This is a genomic window from Streptomyces sp. NBC_00057 (genome assembly GCF_045041165.1).
Taxonomy (GTDB): Bacteria; Actinomycetota; Actinomycetes; order Streptomycetales; family Streptomycetaceae; genus Streptomyces.
The window spans coordinates 123,037-141,791 of sequence record NZ_CP108256.1 but is presented as its reverse complement, the minus strand read 5'-3'; the positions used below and the strand labels follow the sequence as shown (position 1 = coordinate 141,791).

The 18,755-nt window shown below is 68.0% G+C and carries 15 protein-coding genes and 3 pseudogenes; 8 read left to right on the top strand and 10 right to left on the bottom strand.

What is annotated here, in order from left to right; translation table 11 throughout:
* Positions 1 to 23: 23 nt before the first annotated feature.
* Positions 24 to 236, bottom strand: coding sequence for a DUF6207 family protein (locus OG953_RS00620; RefSeq protein WP_405681855.1), 213 nt, complete (start codon positions 234 to 236; stop codon positions 24 to 26).
* A 679-nt stretch (positions 237 to 915) separates the two neighbouring features.
* On the opposite strand from OG953_RS00620, the gene OG953_RS00615 reads away from it, so the two are divergent.
* A complete protein-coding gene (locus tag OG953_RS00615) occupies positions 916 to 2,151 on the top strand; it encodes a hypothetical protein (RefSeq protein ID WP_405681854.1) in 1,236 nt (411 codons plus the stop codon).
* Positions 2,152 to 2,376: 225 nt separating this feature from the next.
* Positions 2,377 to 2,772 carry a phosphotransferase gene (locus tag OG953_RS00610; protein WP_405681853.1) on the top strand — a complete coding sequence of 132 codons (396 nt, stop codon included), beginning with the start codon at positions 2,377 to 2,379 and terminating at the stop codon, positions 2,770 to 2,772.
* 394 nt (positions 2,773 to 3,166) lie between these two features.
* Here the strand turns inward: OG953_RS00610 and OG953_RS00605 are convergent, their stop codons facing one another.
* From OG953_RS00605 to OG953_RS00575, 7 genes and pseudogenes are all read right to left on the bottom strand, one after another.
* Complete coding sequence (locus OG953_RS00605; protein WP_405681852.1) at positions 3,167 to 3,535, bottom strand: hypothetical protein; 369 nt, start codon at positions 3,533 to 3,535, stop codon at positions 3,167 to 3,169.
* 84 nt (positions 3,536 to 3,619) lie between these two features.
* Complete coding sequence (locus OG953_RS00600; protein ID WP_405681851.1) at positions 3,620 to 3,976, bottom strand: hypothetical protein; 357 nt, start codon at positions 3,974 to 3,976, stop codon at positions 3,620 to 3,622.
* Positions 3,976 to 4,788, bottom strand: a complete 813-nt coding sequence (locus OG953_RS00595) for a helicase associated domain-containing protein (protein WP_405681850.1) — start codon at positions 4,786 to 4,788, stop codon at positions 3,976 to 3,978. Before OG953_RS00595 ends, OG953_RS00600 begins: the two co-directional genes overlap by 1 nt.
* A gap of 409 nt (positions 4,789 to 5,197) precedes the next feature.
* Positions 5,198 to 5,347, bottom strand: coding sequence for a hypothetical protein (locus tag OG953_RS00590; RefSeq protein WP_405681849.1), 150 nt, complete (start codon positions 5,345 to 5,347; stop codon positions 5,198 to 5,200).
* A 50-nt stretch (positions 5,348 to 5,397) separates the two neighbouring features.
* Positions 5,398 to 11,510, bottom strand: a pseudogene (locus OG953_RS00585) (DNRLRE domain-containing protein).
* A gap of 878 nt (positions 11,511 to 12,388) precedes the next feature.
* Positions 12,389 to 12,630: pseudogene (locus tag OG953_RS00580) on the bottom strand (IS5/IS1182 family transposase); the annotation flags it as partial.
* 279 nt (positions 12,631 to 12,909) lie between these two features.
* Complete coding sequence (locus tag OG953_RS00575; protein ID WP_405681847.1) at positions 12,910 to 13,737, bottom strand: glycoside hydrolase domain-containing protein; 828 nt, start codon at positions 13,735 to 13,737, stop codon at positions 12,910 to 12,912.
* Between the two features lie 1,045 nt (positions 13,738 to 14,782).
* Here OG953_RS00575 and OG953_RS00570 point away from each other — a divergent pair.
* Entirely contained in the window at positions 14,783 to 15,067 is a 285-nt protein-coding gene (locus OG953_RS00570) for a hypothetical protein (protein WP_405681845.1), read from the top strand.
* Positions 15,068 to 15,186: 119 nt separating this feature from the next.
* Here OG953_RS00570 and OG953_RS00565 read toward each other — a convergent pair whose 3' ends face one another.
* Both OG953_RS00565 and OG953_RS00560 read right to left on the bottom strand, forming a co-directional pair.
* A complete protein-coding gene (locus OG953_RS00565) occupies positions 15,187 to 15,498 on the bottom strand; it encodes a hypothetical protein (RefSeq protein ID WP_405681844.1) in 312 nt (103 codons plus the stop codon).
* Positions 15,499 to 15,533: 35 nt separating this feature from the next.
* Positions 15,534 to 16,205, bottom strand: a complete 672-nt coding sequence (locus OG953_RS00560) for a hypothetical protein (protein ID WP_405681843.1) — start codon at positions 16,203 to 16,205, stop codon at positions 15,534 to 15,536.
* A gap of 337 nt (positions 16,206 to 16,542) precedes the next feature.
* On the opposite strand from OG953_RS00560, the gene OG953_RS00555 reads away from it, so the two are divergent.
* From OG953_RS00555 to OG953_RS00535, 5 genes and pseudogenes are all read left to right on the top strand, one after another.
* Positions 16,543 to 16,734: a hypothetical protein gene (locus OG953_RS00555; RefSeq protein ID WP_405681842.1), complete on the top strand. Its 192-nt coding sequence runs from the start codon at positions 16,543 to 16,545 to the stop codon at positions 16,732 to 16,734.
* Positions 16,703 to 17,212, top strand: a complete 510-nt coding sequence (locus OG953_RS00550) for a DUF6879 family protein (protein WP_405681840.1) — start codon at positions 16,703 to 16,705, stop codon at positions 17,210 to 17,212. The genes OG953_RS00555 and OG953_RS00550 overlap by 32 nt, the downstream gene beginning before the upstream one ends.
* A complete protein-coding gene (locus tag OG953_RS00545; protein ID WP_405681839.1) occupies positions 17,209 to 18,060 on the top strand; it encodes a helix-turn-helix domain-containing protein in 852 nt (283 codons plus the stop codon). The genes OG953_RS00550 and OG953_RS00545 overlap by 4 nt, the downstream gene beginning before the upstream one ends.
* Before the next feature lie 94 nt (positions 18,061 to 18,154).
* The gene (locus OG953_RS00540) at positions 18,155 to 18,343 is read left to right on the top strand and encodes a hypothetical protein (RefSeq protein ID WP_405681838.1); all 189 of its coding nucleotides are present in this window, start codon (positions 18,155 to 18,157) and stop codon (positions 18,341 to 18,343) included.
* Positions 18,340 to 18,567: pseudogene (locus tag OG953_RS00535) on the top strand (restriction endonuclease); the annotation flags it as partial. The gene OG953_RS00540 and the pseudogene OG953_RS00535, both read left to right, overlap by 4 nt.
* Positions 18,568 to 18,755 lie beyond the last annotated feature (188 nt).

Genomic DNA, 18,755 nt, shown 5'->3' with positions numbered 1-18,755 from the left:
CTCCGGTAATAGGGCTGCTGGATTCATGCGGGGGTGGCGGGGCGGCGGGTGTCCGCGTACACCCGCGCGCTGACCCCCGGTTTTCCGGGATCACGTCGCACGGGCCCGATTCCTGATGTTGCCCACTGCAGTTCGAGTGCGGCCATGACCGCGTGGACGGTTGCCTCGTCGGCCGCGGTGATATCGAGGACGACAAGGCTGGGCTCGCCGACGTGCTGTGCGTGGATTGGTTCCATGCCCGTACCGACGAGCGGTCGCCTTTCGAGTTTCTCCCGGCGGTGGGTTTCGTCCCGATGGGTGACGCCACATCTTTTGGCCATCAACGGCCGACTTGAGCCGTGAGCCACCGTTGTTCCTGCCCCGCGCGACGCCGAACTACAAGCACTGCTGGCGGAGTTGAAGGAATCCACACGTAAACGGACCCAACTCCAGCAGCGGCTCGACGCCGCAGCCACTGTCATCGCCGCGCTCCACCACGACAACACGGTCCTGCGCGAGGAACTCGCCGCCCGCAGCGGCGCGGTGGTCGCCCTCGACGCCCGCGCGTACACCCCGCCACTTCGGCCTCCATGCCCCGGAGGGAACGGCGGCCACAGCGAATCAATCCGGTTGCTTCCCTTCTCATGGGGCTTCGGCGCACGGGACGATGGCGGGTGCCCGGATCGCTGGAGGCGGCCGCGCCGGGCCGGGGTGCCCGGTCGCCTACGCGGGGCCGGGCCCAGTCGGGTCTGTGGACGTCCACAACAGGGGAGTGGTTCGGTGCGCGGGACGGTCAGGTACGCAGTCGTCGTGATGACGGTGGGATTACTGGGGGCGTGTACGGGCGGGGGCTCGGGCGACAACGACTCGGGGCGCGACACCGCGCCCCCTCCGCGCGTCGGGGGGGCGACGCCGGGTTCGGCTTCGGCCGGCCCCGTGCTGACGGTGCCTCCGGGATTCGACGGCGCCAAGGGCTGGGGGCTGCCGCTGGACATTGACGCCCCGGTCGCCGTCGCTCCCACCGCCAAGGTGGTGGTCGCGGCGTCCAAGGAGGCGGGCGGTTACGTCCTGACGGCCAGGGACATCGGCTCCGGCACCGTCCGATGGTCCACGAAACCGTGGTGGCCCTTCAAGGCGGACCGGTCCGACACGCCCTTTCCCCAGATCGTCACCGTCGGCGGCAAGGACTACGCGGCGATATCGCTCACCGGCGTCCCCGGCGAGGACAGCGTGCACAAGGGCCGGCCGACGCTCCTGACGGCGGTGTATCCCGCGGACGCCGAGGGAACGGCTGTCCTCCCGGCTCGGACGATCGAATTCCCGATCGAGGAGGGGGCGAGCTCCGAAGACGCGCTGCCGTCGGTCTCGGGAACGCGGTTGATGTACTACTGGCAGGGCAGGAACCTCGTCTCCATGGACGTGGTCTCCGGGCAGGTCACCCGGTACACGGACGACATCTTCAAGGCCACTCCGGACTGCCCCGACTGTGGCATCGGCCACGAGGTGGGACTGACACCACGCGGACCGCTGCTCCAGAACGACAGAACGCCGTTCTGGGTGCCCGGGGCAAGGTACGGCCGGGACAACGTCCCTCCGGGTGCCTGGGCAGGCAGCACCTCGGCCCGACCGGGGATCGTCGACGACCTGATCGTCGCGGGCTGGCCCGCGACGGGCGGGGAGGCCAGTCCCGGACCGGAGGGCGACAACGGCCTTCCCCCCGAAGACCCCAACCCCAACTACGTCTGGGCCGTCCACGACGCGGCAACGGGCAAGGTGAAGGCATCGGTCGCCTGCGCCACCGACTCCGCCCTGAAACACCTGAATCAGACCGAGACAAGTCGCAACCCGAATCCCACGATGGACCGTGACCACCGCTACCTCGTCTACGGTCCCCTCGCCTTCGACCTGATCACCGGTAAGGGAACGTGCGCACTCGACAACCCTGCGGTCAAGGCGGCGGTCTTCGTCTCCGTCGGCTCCGACGGCGTCGCCTACGGTCACACGGTCGAAGACGATGTCCCGGTCACCCTGGCGATCGCCACGGGCGACATCACCGGTTTGCCCCCCAGCACCAGGATCCCGACCATGATCCTCGATGACGCGGCGGTCTACATCGATAGCGGACCGGACGACGAGCCCACCTACAACGTGGCGGTCTATCCACGACGTTGAGACCCGAAGCACACCCGGACGGCACCTCGGAGCCCGCTCTGACCTGGACCTGACCACCCGGACCGTCGCAGTCCCCGAGCCGCGTACACCTGGCGGCGAGATATCCGTCGCCCCGGCTGAACTGGATGGACTCAGTCGGCGCCGTGGACAACCGATGCCGGGCAGACCTGGGCCCTGCTGGACAAGCTCACCTCCAGCCCCGCCCCGACGCCATACGCCACGGCGGTGAGCAACGCACCCTCCGCGGCTGTGGCCCTGCACGGCCGTGACGAACTGGCCACCGACCCGCTGGCCGACCTCGCGCCCACCGCCCGCGCCCTCCTGCCGGAGCTCACCGAACTGGAAGCGGCCTGGCCCGACCTCGCCCACGCAGACCGCATCGTTCACGGCGACCTGCGGGCAGACAACATGGTCCGCGACCACCACCTTGGCGTGACCTTCGTGGACTGGGCCCACGCCACCACCGGCCCGGCCTGCACCGACGCCGCCTCCCTCGCGCCGCAACTCGTCCCCGCCGGCCACGCGCCTGCAGAAATCGCCGCCCGGCTCCGTGACCACCCCGCCGTCGGCAACAGCCCCGACACCACCACAGCGTTCCTCGCCGCACTCACGGGCCACTGACACCGCAACGCCCGCAAACCCACACCCCCGGCGCCCCTGGACTGCGCCCGTACCAGCACCGGGCCGCCGCGGCCGGTCTCGCCCTCCTCAGCCACCGCCTGAGCTGAAACCCCAACAACCTCCGCTCGACACCCGGCTGGACCGCCTCACAGAACTCCTCCCGGCCGCGCGACGTAGCCCGCAAGGGGACCCGGGCCCAAGACCCAGGGCCTACACGCACTCCAGTGCGATACCGCCGCCTCCAGACCCCAGGCATCGCACTTGTGTGCGTATAGACCCCGGGGCACGGTGCCGCTGATCCAGGTCAGCGAAAGACCCTCGGCCGCACCACGTGCCCGGGGGTCCTGCCTGCCAGCGTCACGCCGCTGCTCTCACCAGTCGTCGGGCGCGCTGCTCACCCACACGATCGGCTACCCCTCGCTGTTGCGGCCCCATCGCGGTTCCTCCATCGAGGTCTCGTGGCCGTCGTCCAGGACGCAGATCCGTCCCCAGCGGCCGTGCTTGCCCGGACAGATTCCTGCGAGCTGGGCTGCGTTGCCGTCGAACACGGCTGGTCGTAGCGGTCCTGGAACGGCTGGAGGCGGGCGCGCAGCTCCACACCGAGCTCCGTCTCCGCCGCGTCGATCTGCGCCCTCGCCTGCTGCGCCTGCGGGTCGGACATCACGAACGAGATGACGTCCTGCGCCCCTGCGAAGGCCCTGGTGCGGCCGTGCCGCCGTACGGCCTCCTGCGCGCGCTGCTCCTCCGCCTGGTCACTGCTCACGGTCGCTCTCCTCTCCACCGGCGGGGCCGACCTCGGCAGCCCGCTCCGCAGCCGCGATCCAGTTGCGGAGGATCTCCCCGCCGATCAGCAGCGACCTGGTGACGTGGGCGCGCCCACGCTGCCGGTACGCGCTGTCGGCGGTGGAAACCAGAACGTCAGCGCTCGGTCCACCGCGCCCTCCCAGCCCTCCCCGTACGCGGTGCCGTGGGCATCCGGGGCGCAGCCGGGCAGTTCCTCCACCCAGCAGTGCGCCCCGGCCACCGCGCCAGCCTCCATCGCGCAGACGAGTTCGTCGGCCTCATTCGGCTCCAGCCCGGCGGCCGCGAGGACCGCGTGGACCTTCATCCGGGCGTTGACCGCCATCGTCTGGTAGTTGCCCATCCGCTGACGCGGATCGACGCTGACCACCTGCTGGCCCGCTTCCTGCTCGCCTGCGGTCATCACGCCGCTCCCTCCGTCGCCGCCCACTCCAGCCCGAGTGCGGCGAGCGCCTGGAGGTTGTCGGCGGTCAGCTTGTCCCGGCGGCTCTTGCTGTTCGACAGGAACACTCCGAGCTTCACCTCCGACCCATCCGGCAATGCCTCTACGTGGGCCCGGGGGACGGTCACGGAGCCCGTGCGGGCCTTGTACTGCGCCAGGGCAGCCACACCCTTCTCGAAGGCACTCACAGGCGCCGTGGACGGCTTCGCCGGCGCTTCGAGCTCTGCCACCATCGGTACGACGCCGATGGCCTCCAGGCGCTCGCGCTGCCCGGAGCTCAGAGCAGCCCAGGCCTCCGGCTTCCGTTGCCGGGCCAGCCACTTCCCGATGTCCATCCCGTGGACGGTGACGCCCGGCTCGACGTACGCGAGGATGCTCTCCTCCGCGAGCATTTCCCGCACCACGGCGTAATGCCTTTGCCACTCCGGCGGCCATGACGGGTTCCAGTCCTCATCGACCTCACGCAGCGCCGTCTCCCACTCCGGCTTGTCCACGAGCGCGCCGGGACGGCGGAGGTTGGACAGCCACTGCCCCACCGGCCGGTCCAGCATCGTCGCGGACCGGGGTGCGCACAGCGTCCAGTGCTGGTCGTAGTACGCCTTGGCGGCCTCCAAGTTCTCCTGGAACCGCTCATCGGCCGGGTTCCAGACCATGCCGAGCTTCTCCAGCCGCTGCGCGCGCAGGCCGGTCATCTGCCCCGCCCCGTAGGCCCGTCGCTGCTCCGCGATCCACTGCCCAAGGGGATATGCGCCCTCCTTGTGCCCGTACGGCACCCGGGTGCGATGTGCCGGTTTGGGTTTGTGCTTGTGGCGGCGTTTTTGGGGGTCAGGTCAGTCAGGTCACTGACGTGGGGTGGTGTGTGCGGTGGGCGTGGCTGTCATGGGCGGTACACCCCGTCCTCCACTGTTATGGAAACGGCACTTCTGATCCTTCGGTGGCTACGCGGCTGCGCCGTGGTGGGTGTTGCTGTCCGCGGCGGAAGGCTATTCGGTGGGGGAGCCGGGCGTGTGGGGTGAGGTCACGGCGGGGTTGAGGGTGTCCAGGTCGGTGCTGGTCAAGCACTGTCTGCCGCACCAGCACATCCGAGAGTCGATTCCCGACTTCCCGCCGGAGAAGGTGCCAGGCGTCGACGTTGAAGAAAGGCACCGGGGTACCCGCCAAGAGGCGGGTACCCCGGTGTATTCAGTTTGTCCTTGCTCCTGAGCTTCTGCGGATCCGGCGTATCGCGTCGACGAGGAACGAGGCGGAGCCCACCGCGAAGATGAAGGCAAGTACGGTGTCGTGCTGGATGGCGAGAGCGACGGCCAGGGTGGCCGTGACAGCTGCCGCCACGACTTCAGCGGTCAGTGCGAGACGGTGTCTCGCTCTCACAGTTGGTTGTCTCAACAACGGCGTGTCCAGATGGTCGGAGGGATGGGGAAGTAGCTCGACCCGAAGCGTGTCACGCCAGAGATGACGGTTGTGCACTTGCCTCGAGCCACCGCGTATCCGGCGACCGTCGTGAAGTACCAGAGGTATCCGCGGATCGCTACGATGGCGTACTTCCACGGCCCGGGGATCCATTTGATGTCCTTGGCCCAGCCAACGAATGCAGCAGCGCTGCCCATGCCGAAGGCCACCCAGCGGGTCTCCGATTTGTTGAGGTCCATCCTGATGAAGTACTGCGGGGACCACCAGGGCTTCCACCAGCGTACGTACATCGCTCCGCTGAGGTCGGTGCAGCCGATTGGGTTTGCGCCGCAGTACTCGTAGGCGTTGGCGCCGCCGCCGTAGACGGGGTCGACGCTGAGGAAGCGACCGGTGTCGGCGTTGTAGAGGCGGACTCCCATGAGGCTGAGGCCGCTGGGGGTCTCGGTGGAACGTTGCTTGCTGCCGAGCCAGCCGTATCGCGTGGCGGGCTGTGCGGGGCGTCGGTTGCCGTACTCGTCGGTGTCGAGGACGGTGGGTGCTACGGCGGTGTCGGTGGGCAGTTGCAGGCTGATGTCGCCGTGCAGGTTCGCCAGCTGCAGGATGGTGCCGCCGGTCTTGGTGGTGGTGGCGGCGAGGCCGCCGTCGAGGCCGCCGACGCTGCGTGTCACGGTTCCGGCAGTGTCCTCGACGATCCACCTTGGATTGTCGGAGTCGGAATCGTAGTGGTTGGTCTTGGCCCCGGTCTGGGTCCAGCTGCCGCTGCTGTTGGATTCGGTGGTCCAAGAGCGGAATCGCAGGTTGGAGTCCAGTTTCCAGGTCTGGCGCTGGGTGCCGGCGGTCTGTTGCTGGACGAGGTCGTTGTTGTAGTAGGTGAGGGTGGTGCCCGGCAGGGCGGTGGTACGTCCGAAAGCGTCGTAGCTGTAGCCGGTGTTCACCAGCCGGTCGGCGCTGTCGTAGGTGTTGGTGGTCGTGGTGGCGCCGCTGGTCGTGCAGTCCAGGCCGACGCCGGCCACGGCGCTGGCCAGGGTCTTGCGGTTGGAGTTCTTGTCGAAGGTGTAGCTGCGGGTGGTGCACACCGCGTCAGTGCTGGTGTCCTGGACCTGGGTCAGACGGCCGGCCTTGTCGTAGGCGTAGGTCTGCGAGGCCGTGACGCCGGGGGTGCCGGTGTGGGTGGCTACTTGTCCCTGCACGGTGGCGGAGATGGTGTCGGCCAGGAGGACCGTTCCGTCGGAGTTCCGTGTGTAGGTGCGGTCCGTGGCGGTGCCTGCGGGGTCCTGTTCCTGGGTCATGGTGTAGCCGCCGGGAAGGGTCTGGGTGTCCAGGCTGCCGTCGGCGCCGTAGCGGGCAGTGAAGGTACCGGCGATCGAGTCGGTGACTGAAGTAGTCATTCCGCGGGGGTCGATGGCGGTGTCGTAGGAGTAGGTGGTGGTCGACGGGACGCTGTCGGTGGTCTTGGTTGGCCGGTCCAGCGCGTCGTACTCGGACGTGGTACTGCCACCGTCAGCATCCGTGTAGGACATCTGGCGGCCGAGCTGGTCGAACGTCTTTGTGATGGTGCCGCCGGCCGTGGAGGTCTGCTTGTCTGCCTGTCCGCTGGCGCTGTTGTAGCTGGTGGTGGTCGCCGGAACGGCGGCACCGCTCCCCCCAGCGATGGTGACCGTGGTCGGGCGACCGGCGGTGTCGTATCCGAGGGTGGTGGTGCGGGTGACGCTGTTGGCGGTCTCAGCGACCTTGGTGGCCTGACCGTACAACCCGTACTCAACGGTCTTGGTCGGCAGCTGGGTGGGGTTGGCGCCGCCGCCGGTGATCGCCGCGGACGGGCCGGTCTGGCAGACCAGGTCTGCCCATTCCGGCCTGCCACCGCAGGTGCCGGTGCCCCCGGCCGTGTAGTAGGTGGTGACCATCGCGCCGGCGTCGTTGCCGGTGGAGGCAGGCAGCGTGGTCTTGGACACTCGCCCCTGTGCGTCGTAGGCAGTCGTCGTCGTGATCGCCAGACCACCGGGGTCCTGGGTGCTGCTGGTGGCGACTCCCTTGACCCAGTCGAATCCGGTGGCGACCACACGGGGGTCGGCCATCAAGTCCGGCCGGGAACGCGGCTGGCCTCCGACCGTCTGCTGGGTGAGCTGGTCCTTGACAGTGGCAGTGCCGTCACTTGGGCGACCGGCATCGTAGGCCTTGACCGTGTGCGCACGGGCCACGAGCTGGCTACCGGCGGCAGCGATCGTGGTGGATCCGCTGGTCAGGTTGCTCTCGAGCGTGATCTGTCGTACCGGGCCATAGGCGTCGGTCTCCCGAATGCCGCTGGCGTCGAAAACGGAGGTCGACGACAACAGCTGGGCGCGCTCTGCGGTGGCCAGGGCGTTGATGCCCAGCTCCGTGAGCCGGGACTTCTCCGCGGCGGAGGTGCCCAGCGCCAGCTCCCGATTGCCAGCGGTCAGCGAACGGACCACGTTGCCGAACTGGTCCTACTCGGTGACCGAGATGTGGTGTCCAGGTGTGGCCTGGTTGACCTCGCGCGCGGAGGCGCCCGCGCTCAGGTCCGATCCGTCGTTGCTGGCGGGTACCTGGTCGGAGGGGAAGATCGCGGTGGCGTCGGTGGGCAGATCAGTCTGACCCCAGGCCGCGGTTGCTGTGGCGCTGAGATCGTTGGGTGCCGATGCGCCGCTCAGCGGCACACCGTAGACCACAGATGTGGTGGCCGTGCCATTGGTCTGGCTGGCGCTACCCGGGGTCAGCGTGGCTCGAGAGGCCTTGAGCAGCATCCCCGCCCCAGCTGCGGGATTGGACCCGGCCTGGCCGTAGGTGAAGGACCAAGGCAGCTGGCCGGGCGGGGTGAGGGTGGTTACCCTGCCCGCACTGTCATAGGCGTAGGCCGTCTTCAGCGCCGGAGTGATCCGGGGATCCCAAGTTTCACGCAGACGCCCGGCGTCGTCGTAGACGTAGCTCGCGACGTTGGTCGCGGTGGACGCGGCCGCCCCGGGGGCCGTGGCCCACAGCTTGATTGCCGAGACCTGGCCCTTGACGTCACCGAGCGTCGTGGAGGTCGCGGTGGTCGAGGTCGCGTAAGCGAAATCCAGAACCCTGCAGCCCTTGACGGACGGGTCGGCCTCACACGCGGCCAGTGTCGTGGCGCTGGTAGCGGCGATGACCCGCTTCGGGCGGGCGAGGGTCCTACTGCCGACGACCACGGCCTCGGAGACCACCTTGGTGGTGGAGTTGACGAGACCGTCAACCAGCGAGCTGGCCACCGTCCAGGTGGTGGCCGCAGACGAGACCTTGGAGAAGGTCGTGACGGTGCCGGAGGTGTCGGACAGAGTGAAGTCGCCGGAGGCGAAGGTACCCTTCAGCGTAGCGGTTTCGGCTCCGGGCTCGGGGACCCAGCCGGTCTGGGCAGCGTTCGCGGTGAATTTCGTCGTCGATCCGTCACCGGCGACGACATCGAGGGATGTGGCGGAGGTCTTACGGATTTCGGTGTAGTTCGACTCGACCGCCTCGGCAGCCGTGCCGGACAGCCACTCCTTGCCGAAGATGGATGCCTGTCCCTCTTGATCTCCCCCGGCCTGCGGGGTCCGCGAGGACGCGGTGCGGTTCACGGACATGCCGAGCAGCGACGCGTCGGCGCCCGACAGTGTGAAGTTGCCAGTGAGCAGGTTCAGCGAGCCAGGACCGAGGTCCTCACTGACCGCGCCTTCCGCAGTGCGGTCTACGACCATCGTGATGGGGTCGGAGGAGGCGGCTGCACTGCCGGAGCCGGCAAAGTCAGCGCGGATCTCCACCGCACCATCAGGGTTGACCGTGCTCGTGGCGTTCCAGGTGAGCTTCGGGCTCTTGCCTGCCGCCAGGGAGACGGGCCACGACGTCAGGGCCGCTCCGGCGTTGGTGACGTCCGCGGCCGGAATGGTGGTCCAGCTGTCGGCGGCGCCGCGGCGCCAGGAGAAGGTGACCTTGTCGAACTTGGACCCGTCGGCCTCTGCAATGAGCGGCACGCGAGCGGCCGTGCGGGTGCCGTCGTCGGGCAGCGTCACACCACCGGGGCCGGCGTGAAACGTGTAGGCGAAGGGTTCAGACTTGTTCTCCGCTTTGTCCGTGGCGCGGACTTGGAGGGTGTTGGTGCCCGCCTTCGCGGGCTTGACCGTGATCTTGACGGGGGTGGTGGTGCCGCCGGTGGCAACCTTCGTCCAAGTGGTGCCGTCCAGCGACCACTCGATGCCGTTCTGGTCCCCGCCGGGCGGAGTCACGGTGAAGTCGCCGGGCTGGCCGGCACCCTTGACCCAACTCGCGGAGGGGTAGTCCGTGGACGTGACCGCAGTAGGAGCGGACGGAGCGGAGGTATCGACGGTGAACAGCGCGTACGGCGACCAGCCGAGGTTGTAGTGCATGCCGTCGTACGGCGAGGTACGGAATTTGTAGGTCTTGCCGTTCGTCAACAGCCCGGCGGGAACGTTGATCGACGCCGGCTTCCCGGAGGTCACGTATGGAGAGACGATGACGTTGCCTACCTGCGTTCCGGTGGCGTTGTCAAAGATCTGGAAGGTGCCGTTGACCTTGTCGTTGTTCGGGTCCACGAACGTGTCTCGGAGCGTGGGGGTGGTGGTGTTGACCTGCCAGGTACCGGCGCTGTCCTTGAAAAAGGGCGGTCCGGCCTGCTGGTCGGTGCCGGTGCGCGGCCGGTAGTTGTAGTTGACGACCAGCTTCGGCGGGTTGGCAGCGGCGTTGGCGGAGTTGACCCGCTTCCACTGTGCCAAGACGCTCTCATCGGAGGCCCGCAGCCCCATGTGCCCGCGAGTGGCCTTGGCCGAAGCCCACTCCTGGACGAGCGTCGACACATCGGCGTTGATCCACCCGTCAGGCTGGGTAGTGCACGAGGTGTTGCCGCGTGTCTCGGTGGAGGTGGCCTTCTTCGCCGTCATGGTCGGCCGGCTGGTCCAACGGCTGGACGTGGAAGCTGCGCCGGAAGACCACACCTCCCATGGATAGGCTTTGCAGTCGACATTGTTGCCCGAGTGGAAGTTCCACAGGGAAAGTTTCGCATCCAGCACCAAGGCGTCCTGGATGGGCGAGGTGTTCCAGGAGATGAACGACTGCGCCGTACGGGGCGTACCGTCGGCATTCTTGGTGCCCGGGTTTCCGAGGTCCAGCTCGACGTCGTTGGACCAGTCGACGGTCTCGCCCTGCTGGACGTAGGTGTCGAAGACGTTTGACAGGGAGGAGGTGGAAGGGTCCACCGTCACCGGGTACTTCGTCCCGGGGGCGGCGAGGAACTTCGCATCCGGTGTGATGACGAGATCGACCGCGCCCTTGCGCTGGACCACCTTCATGTCGACCCTGGCCCGGTTGGTGTGCTCACCGGAGGCCTGTCGACCGAGGCGTCCCACATCACCGGAGCAGGCATGACTGCCCGCCTTTTGTTCTTCCTGTCGGTGAACAGCAGGCTGCCGTCAGTCTGCTCCTTGACCTTCAGGCCCTTGGCCTTCAAGGGCAGCGTGTATGTGTAGCCCTCCGCTGCCGGGCGCTGCTGAATGTCTACGTACTGCTCGTAGCCGGTACGTGTGGCCTCGACCACCACGTCCGCGCCAGGAACCGCGTTCACGTACGTCGCGCGGGTGCCGTTGAGCTTCGGGGTGGGAAGCCCGCCCTTCCACTGCAGGGTGATCTGCTCGTCCCCCTTGCCGAGCGTCACCAGGTCGGTCGGCTTGGCGGCTTGCGCCGCCTTGAGTGATGTGGCGCGGCTACCGGTCTTACCTGCGAGCTTCAGCCCGCGCGGATGAGCCTTGGGCGCGATCGAACCGTCGGAGCCGCTGACGAGATCCAGGTCGACGTCTCGCCACTCACCAGTAGCTTCGTCCTCGAACCGGACCGGACCGGCAGTGAGCTCGGTGGTCAGCGAGCCGTTCTTGTTGACCCAGGTCGTGGAAGTCTCAGTGCGCTCGGACAGCGCTTCAACACGCTTCCCCGACAAGCGTGCTGCCACGCGTGCGGAGGGGATGTCCGCCGCCTGTGTGGCTGCGGATCTTTTCGCCGATGCGACTGCTTGTGGCGAGGCCGCGAACGCGTCACTTGTTCCGTGGATGAGCGTGGCAGCCAGGGCCAGGGCGAGACTGCTCGCTATGCAGCGCAGGCTCCCGCTGGACAAGGGGCGTCCGCGCTCATGTGGCGCGGGTCTGTAAACCGTCATCATTCCTCGGTCTCTTGCTGGTCTGCGCCACTTATGTGATGCAAATATGAAGGTATCGAGGAGAAAAAGAACGGAAAGTACACCAGAGGCACTCAAGATCGGCAATCTTGATCACGGTCACGGCGTGAGCTACGTCACTAACGGATAGTCAAGATTCCTCAGCTGCAAGCAAGTTGCTACGTCACACCTTGTGGCACTTAGCCAGTTAATCCGTTTTGCGGCCAACCAGCATTGAGGCGCTCGGACATCGGACACGGTGGGACGTACGGGACGTGGGCCGACTCCCACCGCCCCGACTGGGACGTGGCCCGCACCTGGATAGTCACCCACCCCGGGTGTCCCACGCGAGAGGATCGCCGTCGGCGCCGCGCATCGTGTGTGGCAAAGCCCAGCTCAGCCCTTCCCTCAGAACGAGCTACACCCGAAGCACTTCACGTCATCCCGCAGCAGATCAGGAACCCCACCACGCTGCCGGGCTCCCCGTCATCACACGGCTCGGTCTTCTCCGCCAAATCCCACATCGGACTGAAGAGCACCCGCCTCCGCAGCCCGACTCGCCAACTACTGGCGGAAGGCCCTCAACCAGCCCGCGTCGAAATCCACAAGGCTCAGGTGAAATTCCTCCTCACACGGGCGAAGAGGTCCGCGAAGGCCCTGGAGGAGCGCTACCAAGCCGTGAAGCTGACGAAGCCCCAGAAGAAGAAGGCCGCCCTGGTAGAGGAGACCGCATCCGAGTGGCAACCGCGGGTCAGGGAGCAGGCACGGGATCAGACGGCCACTTCCGGCGGCTTGCCCAGGGTCGGCGCAAGCAGCGGCGAGTCGTGGCGGTTGGCACCGGCCAGCACCCGGGGAGAGTTTCATTCCCCGCATGCCGCGATCGAACGGAGAGCGCCTGGAAACCTCTTCTCCGCCGCGGGCTTTGGTGATGCGCCATCGATGGAGATCTTTTCCGGTACCAGGCCGACGATCCGGTCGTAGCATTTAGGACTATGCGCTTGAGCTGCGCGAACACCCCAAGTGTGATCCACTCGGCGGTGCTTCAGCCTCCGTCAGGTGAAGCCGTTCAACATCAAAGAAGAAGTCAGCACCCACGGGGACGGTGTCTCGATCACCGGCTCATCGCAGAGCCTGTTTCGAACGTCTGGGGAGCTCAGCCCCGGCGAGCGGCATTCCCGGGCTTCGCTTATCGCCTACGTGAAGATCGTTTGGCTGAGCCCTTGGGTGCCTTTCGCGGAGGGACGGCCGCCTTCCCCTGCTGTCCCGGCCGGCCTTCCCCCTGACCCGCCGGGACCTCGCTTGGTCCGGCCTGTCAGCCGATGATGGCGACAGGGGCGTCCCAGGCGTTGCGGTCGACCGTGATGGTGTAACTGCCGCGGATTTCCTTGCTGTTGACCATGTACTGGTGGCCGCGGCTGTGGTCGGTGTACTGGGCGGGGTTCCACGGCCAGTCCGTGGTAGTCGTGTTCTTCTTGTCCCACAACGCGTACCAGAGGTTGCCTGGCAGGTCCGTCTTGTCCGTGGCGGTGGCGATGGCTTTGGCGCTGGAGCTGCTGAAGCCGTAGAAGCCGCCACGGTAGGTCGCGTTGCGCAGCGTCTTGGTGAAGGAGCGTACGTACGTCAGGACGGCGTTGTTGCACGCCTTGTCGTTGACGTCGTACGGCTCCATGTCCAGGTAGATGGGGCTGCCGGCTTTCATACCGAGAGCCGATGCCTTGGCCACTGCGTCCTTGGCATTGCTCGCGCCGACGGAGGCAGCCGTGGACGCGGTGAATTTCTCAGGGTTCGCGCTCTTCTGGCAGGGTGGCTGAGCGCCGACGTAGAGGGGTATGAGCTTCCAGCCGGTGGAGTTGACCGACTTTACCCAGGAAGCGGTCAGGTTCGGCTGGGCGCAGCCGCGGTTCTTGCCGCCGATGTAGACAGCGGCGGCGCCGTAGAACTTCGTGTTCCACGCTTTCATCGCGTTGAGCGAGGGCGCTGTGCACGTATCGAACGCTCGGCCGGTGAAAGTCTTCTGCGCGGGCCAAGCCGAGGCTGCCACCGAGGCCTGGGCCGCGATTCCGGCACCCGCGGCGACGACGACACCCGTCGTCGCCCAAGCGATGTAGCGACCCTTCTTGGACAGCCGATGTCTGGACAATTCCCACCCCATTCATACTGCGGCCCCTGGCCGCATGAACCCAACCCGCTCGCAGAGAGCAGCCCGCCCTGCGCCGCAACACGACTGCGGTACGGAGGCAGCGCCCGCGTGTAGGAGCGCGCGGTATCTCCGCCCCACATCCCCGAAGCGCATCGCAGAATAACCGACGTCCGTGCCATGACGGACGGGCAGAAGACGGTGAAGCTGATTCTCCGCGGACTCCCGCACACGACCAGCATGAGCACCCCGAGGACCGATCACACCAGCCCTTTGACTTGGGACTTCAAGTTCGCACTCGGCCCACCTGCTATCAGGCTACCGGCCCCGGCCCGGCCGGAGGCTCGGAATCAGGCACGCACTCATGGGCTGGTGAAGATGTCGTGCCCGCCGATGCGCCGCCACACGATGTGTGCGCCGCGTATCCGCTGGCGGTTGTTGGGGTGTGTGAGGCGCGTGTGACTGGGAGACGCGCAGCATTTGCATGGCCCCCAGACGCTGTTCGTCAGGCGGGCGCGACGTCGCCGCAGATGCCCGCCCGGCGGGATCGGCAGTAAAGTTCCGGTGAACTCTCCCGTCGCACGGGATCGGGTCTTTTCCGCAGGTCAGAGCCGTTGTTCGCTGCTGGGATGCTCAGTGTTGCGAAGGTTCAGAAGCGAAATACCTGGCGTTACTTCGTACGAGGAGTCGCCTTCGGGGACGGCCGCCGTCCGGCCCGTCAGCCGATGAAGGACGCCCAGGAGAAGGCCGGGCTCCCGCCCGGGGTGTGGATAGGGCTGGGCCTGACCGCGCTCGGACTCACCGCCGGACAGACGGTGACCGAGCGGCAGATGGAGCTGGTCTTCGGGACGCTCCGGCACCCGGACGCCGACCGCATGGAGCGCGAGCACTTGGACGACGGGCCGTCGACGCCGCCCGCGGCGAGGTCTTGGCAATGCTCGCAGAACCCTCCGGGGTCTTCGCGCAGGCGGAACGGTGGGCGTCCTGGAGGTGGGAGCCGCCTGGCCCACGCCGCGCCTTCCCCGGCCTGCGACGGCTGTGGAGAGGGTTGCACCGGAAGAGGGCTGAACCGTGTGGCCCGGCGACGGCCACCTCACCAACGGCTGCTCTGGGCGCGGAGTGGCGCGAGCAGTCCACCGTGGTCCTGGGGCGGGTCACCACCCGCACCTGGGACCGCCTGGCCTCGCAGGTCGACACCATCCCGAAGAGCCCCACGCGCCCCGGCCGCGTCCACGTCGTGCAGGGCTGGACCGCCCACCCGACGCAGGTGCTGCTCCTCACCGACGGTGAAGCCACCGCGTGGGGCGCTGCCACGGCGGCCGAAGAGGGCTGACCCCACGTCGGACATACCACGGGCCCCGGGGGATCAGCCTCCCCGGGGCCCGGTTTTATGGAGTCGTACGGGTCAACGACGGCCCGGCTTCGGCGTCACGGACCGGGCAGCGAAGGCTGTCAGCCGTCGGTGCCCGGCGGTTCGGAGTGCAGGCAGTACGTGCACCTGGACGCTGAATCGGTGCGGCCCATGCACCGTCGGCAGGTGCCGCGCTCCCGGACCGGGCCGCGGCCGTCGGCGCATCCCGGGCACGTCATCACCGGCTGGCCGAAGCCGAAGCCGATCACCCACCCGTCGCCCTCAGCCGCCTTACGTGCCAGCTGGGAGACGTCGTCCGCAGAGCGTTCGTCACCGTTGTTGCCGGTCTCGACCGCCAGATAGACGGCAAGGCAGTCGTCCGTGTCGCAGACGACAGCCACTCCTGTAGGCATGCGATCTCCTCCTCAGCCGCACAGGACGGCGCGGGTCAGCGGTTGTTGCGGTAGGTGATGATCCCGCCGGCGACCAGGCCCCGGCTGCGAGCGGTTCGGAACTCCTCCAGCCGCTTGGCGTCGGTGTACTGCTCCGGCGTGCTGTCCGGCGGGGTACGCACTCCGAGCTGCGGGCCGTAGAAGCACACCACGTACCCGTGATGCAGGGCGGCTGAGTACCAGTCGGGCGAGGCGGGGACGGTGATGCGGGAGTAGACGCCGCCGTCGGGGGAGCGCAGCTCGATCCGGTCGTCGGCCAGCCGGTGCAGGGCCCAGCCGGGGATGGTCCGCAGATCGGCGAAGCCGCGGGGGAAGCGCCGCATCCCGGACGCGATGGCGCCCTCCACCTGGATCTCCGTGGGATCGCTGCCTGGGAGCCGGGACATCATCGCGCGTTCCGGCTCGAACAGGGCCACCGGCATCGGGTCTTCGCCGTCGGTGGTCTGCACGGTGCCGGTGTCCGGGTCGATGCCGGTGGCGACCTGCCCCAGCCCGAGCGAGGGGGAGTCCATGTAGAGCAGCCGGCCGTGGTCGTCGACGTTGTCGCTCAGCTGTACCCCGGCCGCCAGGATCTCCGCCTGGCTGACGGCCCGGTCGTCGATGTGGAACCGCTGCTGAGCTGGTTGCTGCCGGTCACGCCGCTGCTTCTTGGGCTTGAACCGTCCCATCGGGGTACCCCCTTTGTGTGTGATCAGCCAAGCCTCAGCCAGGCGCGAGCGGCGGCACAAGACCGCCTCACGCCATATCCGGTCAGCGGCCCAAGATCCCAGGGCCTACACGCACTCCAGTGCGATGCCGCCACCTCCGGGCCGCCGTATCGCACGCCATCGTTCGGGTGACGTGCCCCCCCTTTGCGTCACGCAGCGTACGGCGCTGTCACCGGTCCGGCGAGAGGCCCTTGACGCCCCCACCGGCCTGCGGGACGGTCGGTGCGCAACTACACGCAACTTACTTTTCTTCGGCACGGACCCGAACTCGGGCGGAGGGAACTGCCCCGCGGTGTGGGTGGACACCGACACCACCGAGGGGCCGGAACTGGTTCTGCAGGGCAAGTTCGCCGACGCGGCGACCCGGGCCGCCTGCAGCCAGGACAGCCCGCCCGCAAAAGACGAAGGGATCATCCGGATCCCGGTCCGGATGGTGTCGCAGATCAGAAAGGCGTGCGATGCCGCAGAAGCCGCCCGCACCCAGCTTTGAGGACCTGCTCGACTCCGCCCAGCAGCACGCCCTGCACCTGGAACTGCGGGACGTCTACGCCGTGGGGGAGGAGCGGGAGGTCTTCGACGCGTTCCTGCGGGACGGGAGCGTGCCTGCGGACGACTCGGAGTTCTGGGGCGGGTGGCTGCCCTTGGTGGAGCGGACCGTCGCCCGCGGGGTGAAGGTCCGCCGGGCCCGGGTCATCTCCGAGCCCGTCACCGACTACATCCGCTTCGAGCACGCCATCACCGACGCCAACCTCCGCGCCGGCGAGGAAATCCGCTGGCTGCCCCGCCGCCGCGCCTCCACGCTCGCACTGCCCGGCGACGACTTCTGGCATCGACGACCAGGTCGTCCGCTGGAACCTGCTCTCCGGCGACGGCCAGGCCCTCGAACCCGACCACACCTGGGACCTGGCCACTCCGCACGCCGACTACAGCATCTGACCGACGCACAACCAAGGGCCGCCACCTCATGACGACCGCCTCCCCATCGTCCAGCGCACAGGGGGCCCGCGAGGCGCTCGCCGTGCGCCTGCAGCACCTGCGCAAGGACGCCGGCCTCACCGGGCGCGAACTCTCCGCCCGGTGCGGCTGGCACCCCGCGAAGACCACCCGCATCCAAAAAGGCGCGGCCCTGCCCTCGGACACCGACATCCGCTCCTGGTGTACGGCCTGCAACGCGGACGACCAGGCCGACGACCTGATCGCCACCGCCCGCGCCGTTGACTCCATGTACCTGGAGTGGCGGCGCCTGCACCGCAACGGCATGCGTCAGGTCCAACAGGACTGGTACACCCTCCACGAGCAGACCCGCCACTGCCGCGTCTATCTCTCCAACGTGCCCCCCGGCTTCCTCCAGACACCGGCGTTCGCGACCGCCCTCATGAACCAGATCACCACCTTCCAGGGCACCCCCGACGACATCGCCGAAGCCGTCGCCGCCCGCGTCGCCCGCTCCCGCTTCCTCTACGAAGGCGGCCACCGCTACGTCGTCCTCATGGAGGAATCCGTCCTGCGCTACCAAACGGCCGCCCCCGACGCCATGCGCGGGCAGCTGCGCCACATCCTGGCCGTGATGCCGCTCGCGTCCGTCTCGCTGGGGATCATCCCGTTCACCGCGCAGCGCACCGTGTGGCCGCTGGAAGCGTTCTACGTCCACGACGACACCATGGCCGTGGTGGAGACACTGACGGCGGAGATCAAGGTGACGCAGCCGCGCGAGATCGCCGACTACGCGAAGGCGTTCACCGGCCTCGCGGAGATGGCCGTCTACGGCGACGCCGCCCGCGCCCTGATCCGGGCCGCGATCGACGCCCTGGAGTGAACCTCCGCAATTACCCGCAATCTCGTTGAGAAACGACTGACGGCCTCCGTAGCGTCGAACGACACCGACGCACCAGCAACGGAGGCGGTGCCCCATGAGCGCACCTACACCCGCCGGCACCGAACCCGAAGAAGGACGAGGCCTCCAGCCCCCCGCCTTCGGCCGGCCCTCTCCGGCACTGCTGGCTCGCGCCGACCGCGGCTACGCCCGCTTCCTCGCCGTCCAGGCCCCGGACGCCACCCCCGGCGACCACGACCAGGACGACGCGGCGAGGCACGGGTGAGCGACACGCACACCGTGCTCTACGACCCCCACGGCCTGATCGAGGCCGAACGCCCCCTGGACCGCGCCCCGTACGAAGCGCTCGTCACCGCCGTCCTCGCGTGGACTAACCCGGACCTCGAACCCCGCGACTACGAGCAGATCGCCCTCCAACTGACCGGGCACGCCCGCGCCATCGCCGCCGACGTCCGGCGCCACGCCGCCGCACTGCCGAAGAGCGACGGCTGTAGGCGTACACCCGAACATGGCTCTGGCAAGATTTTCGTTTGCGCCGTGAGGCGCTGTTGGTTCGCGTGGAGGTGAAAGACCTGCACCAACTCACTGTCGCAGCAGTGGGGTTGAAGCTGAGGGCAGCCTGATCCGGGTGATGCCGGGGAGGGCGAGAGCGGCCCTGACAAAGCCGGGACGCATCC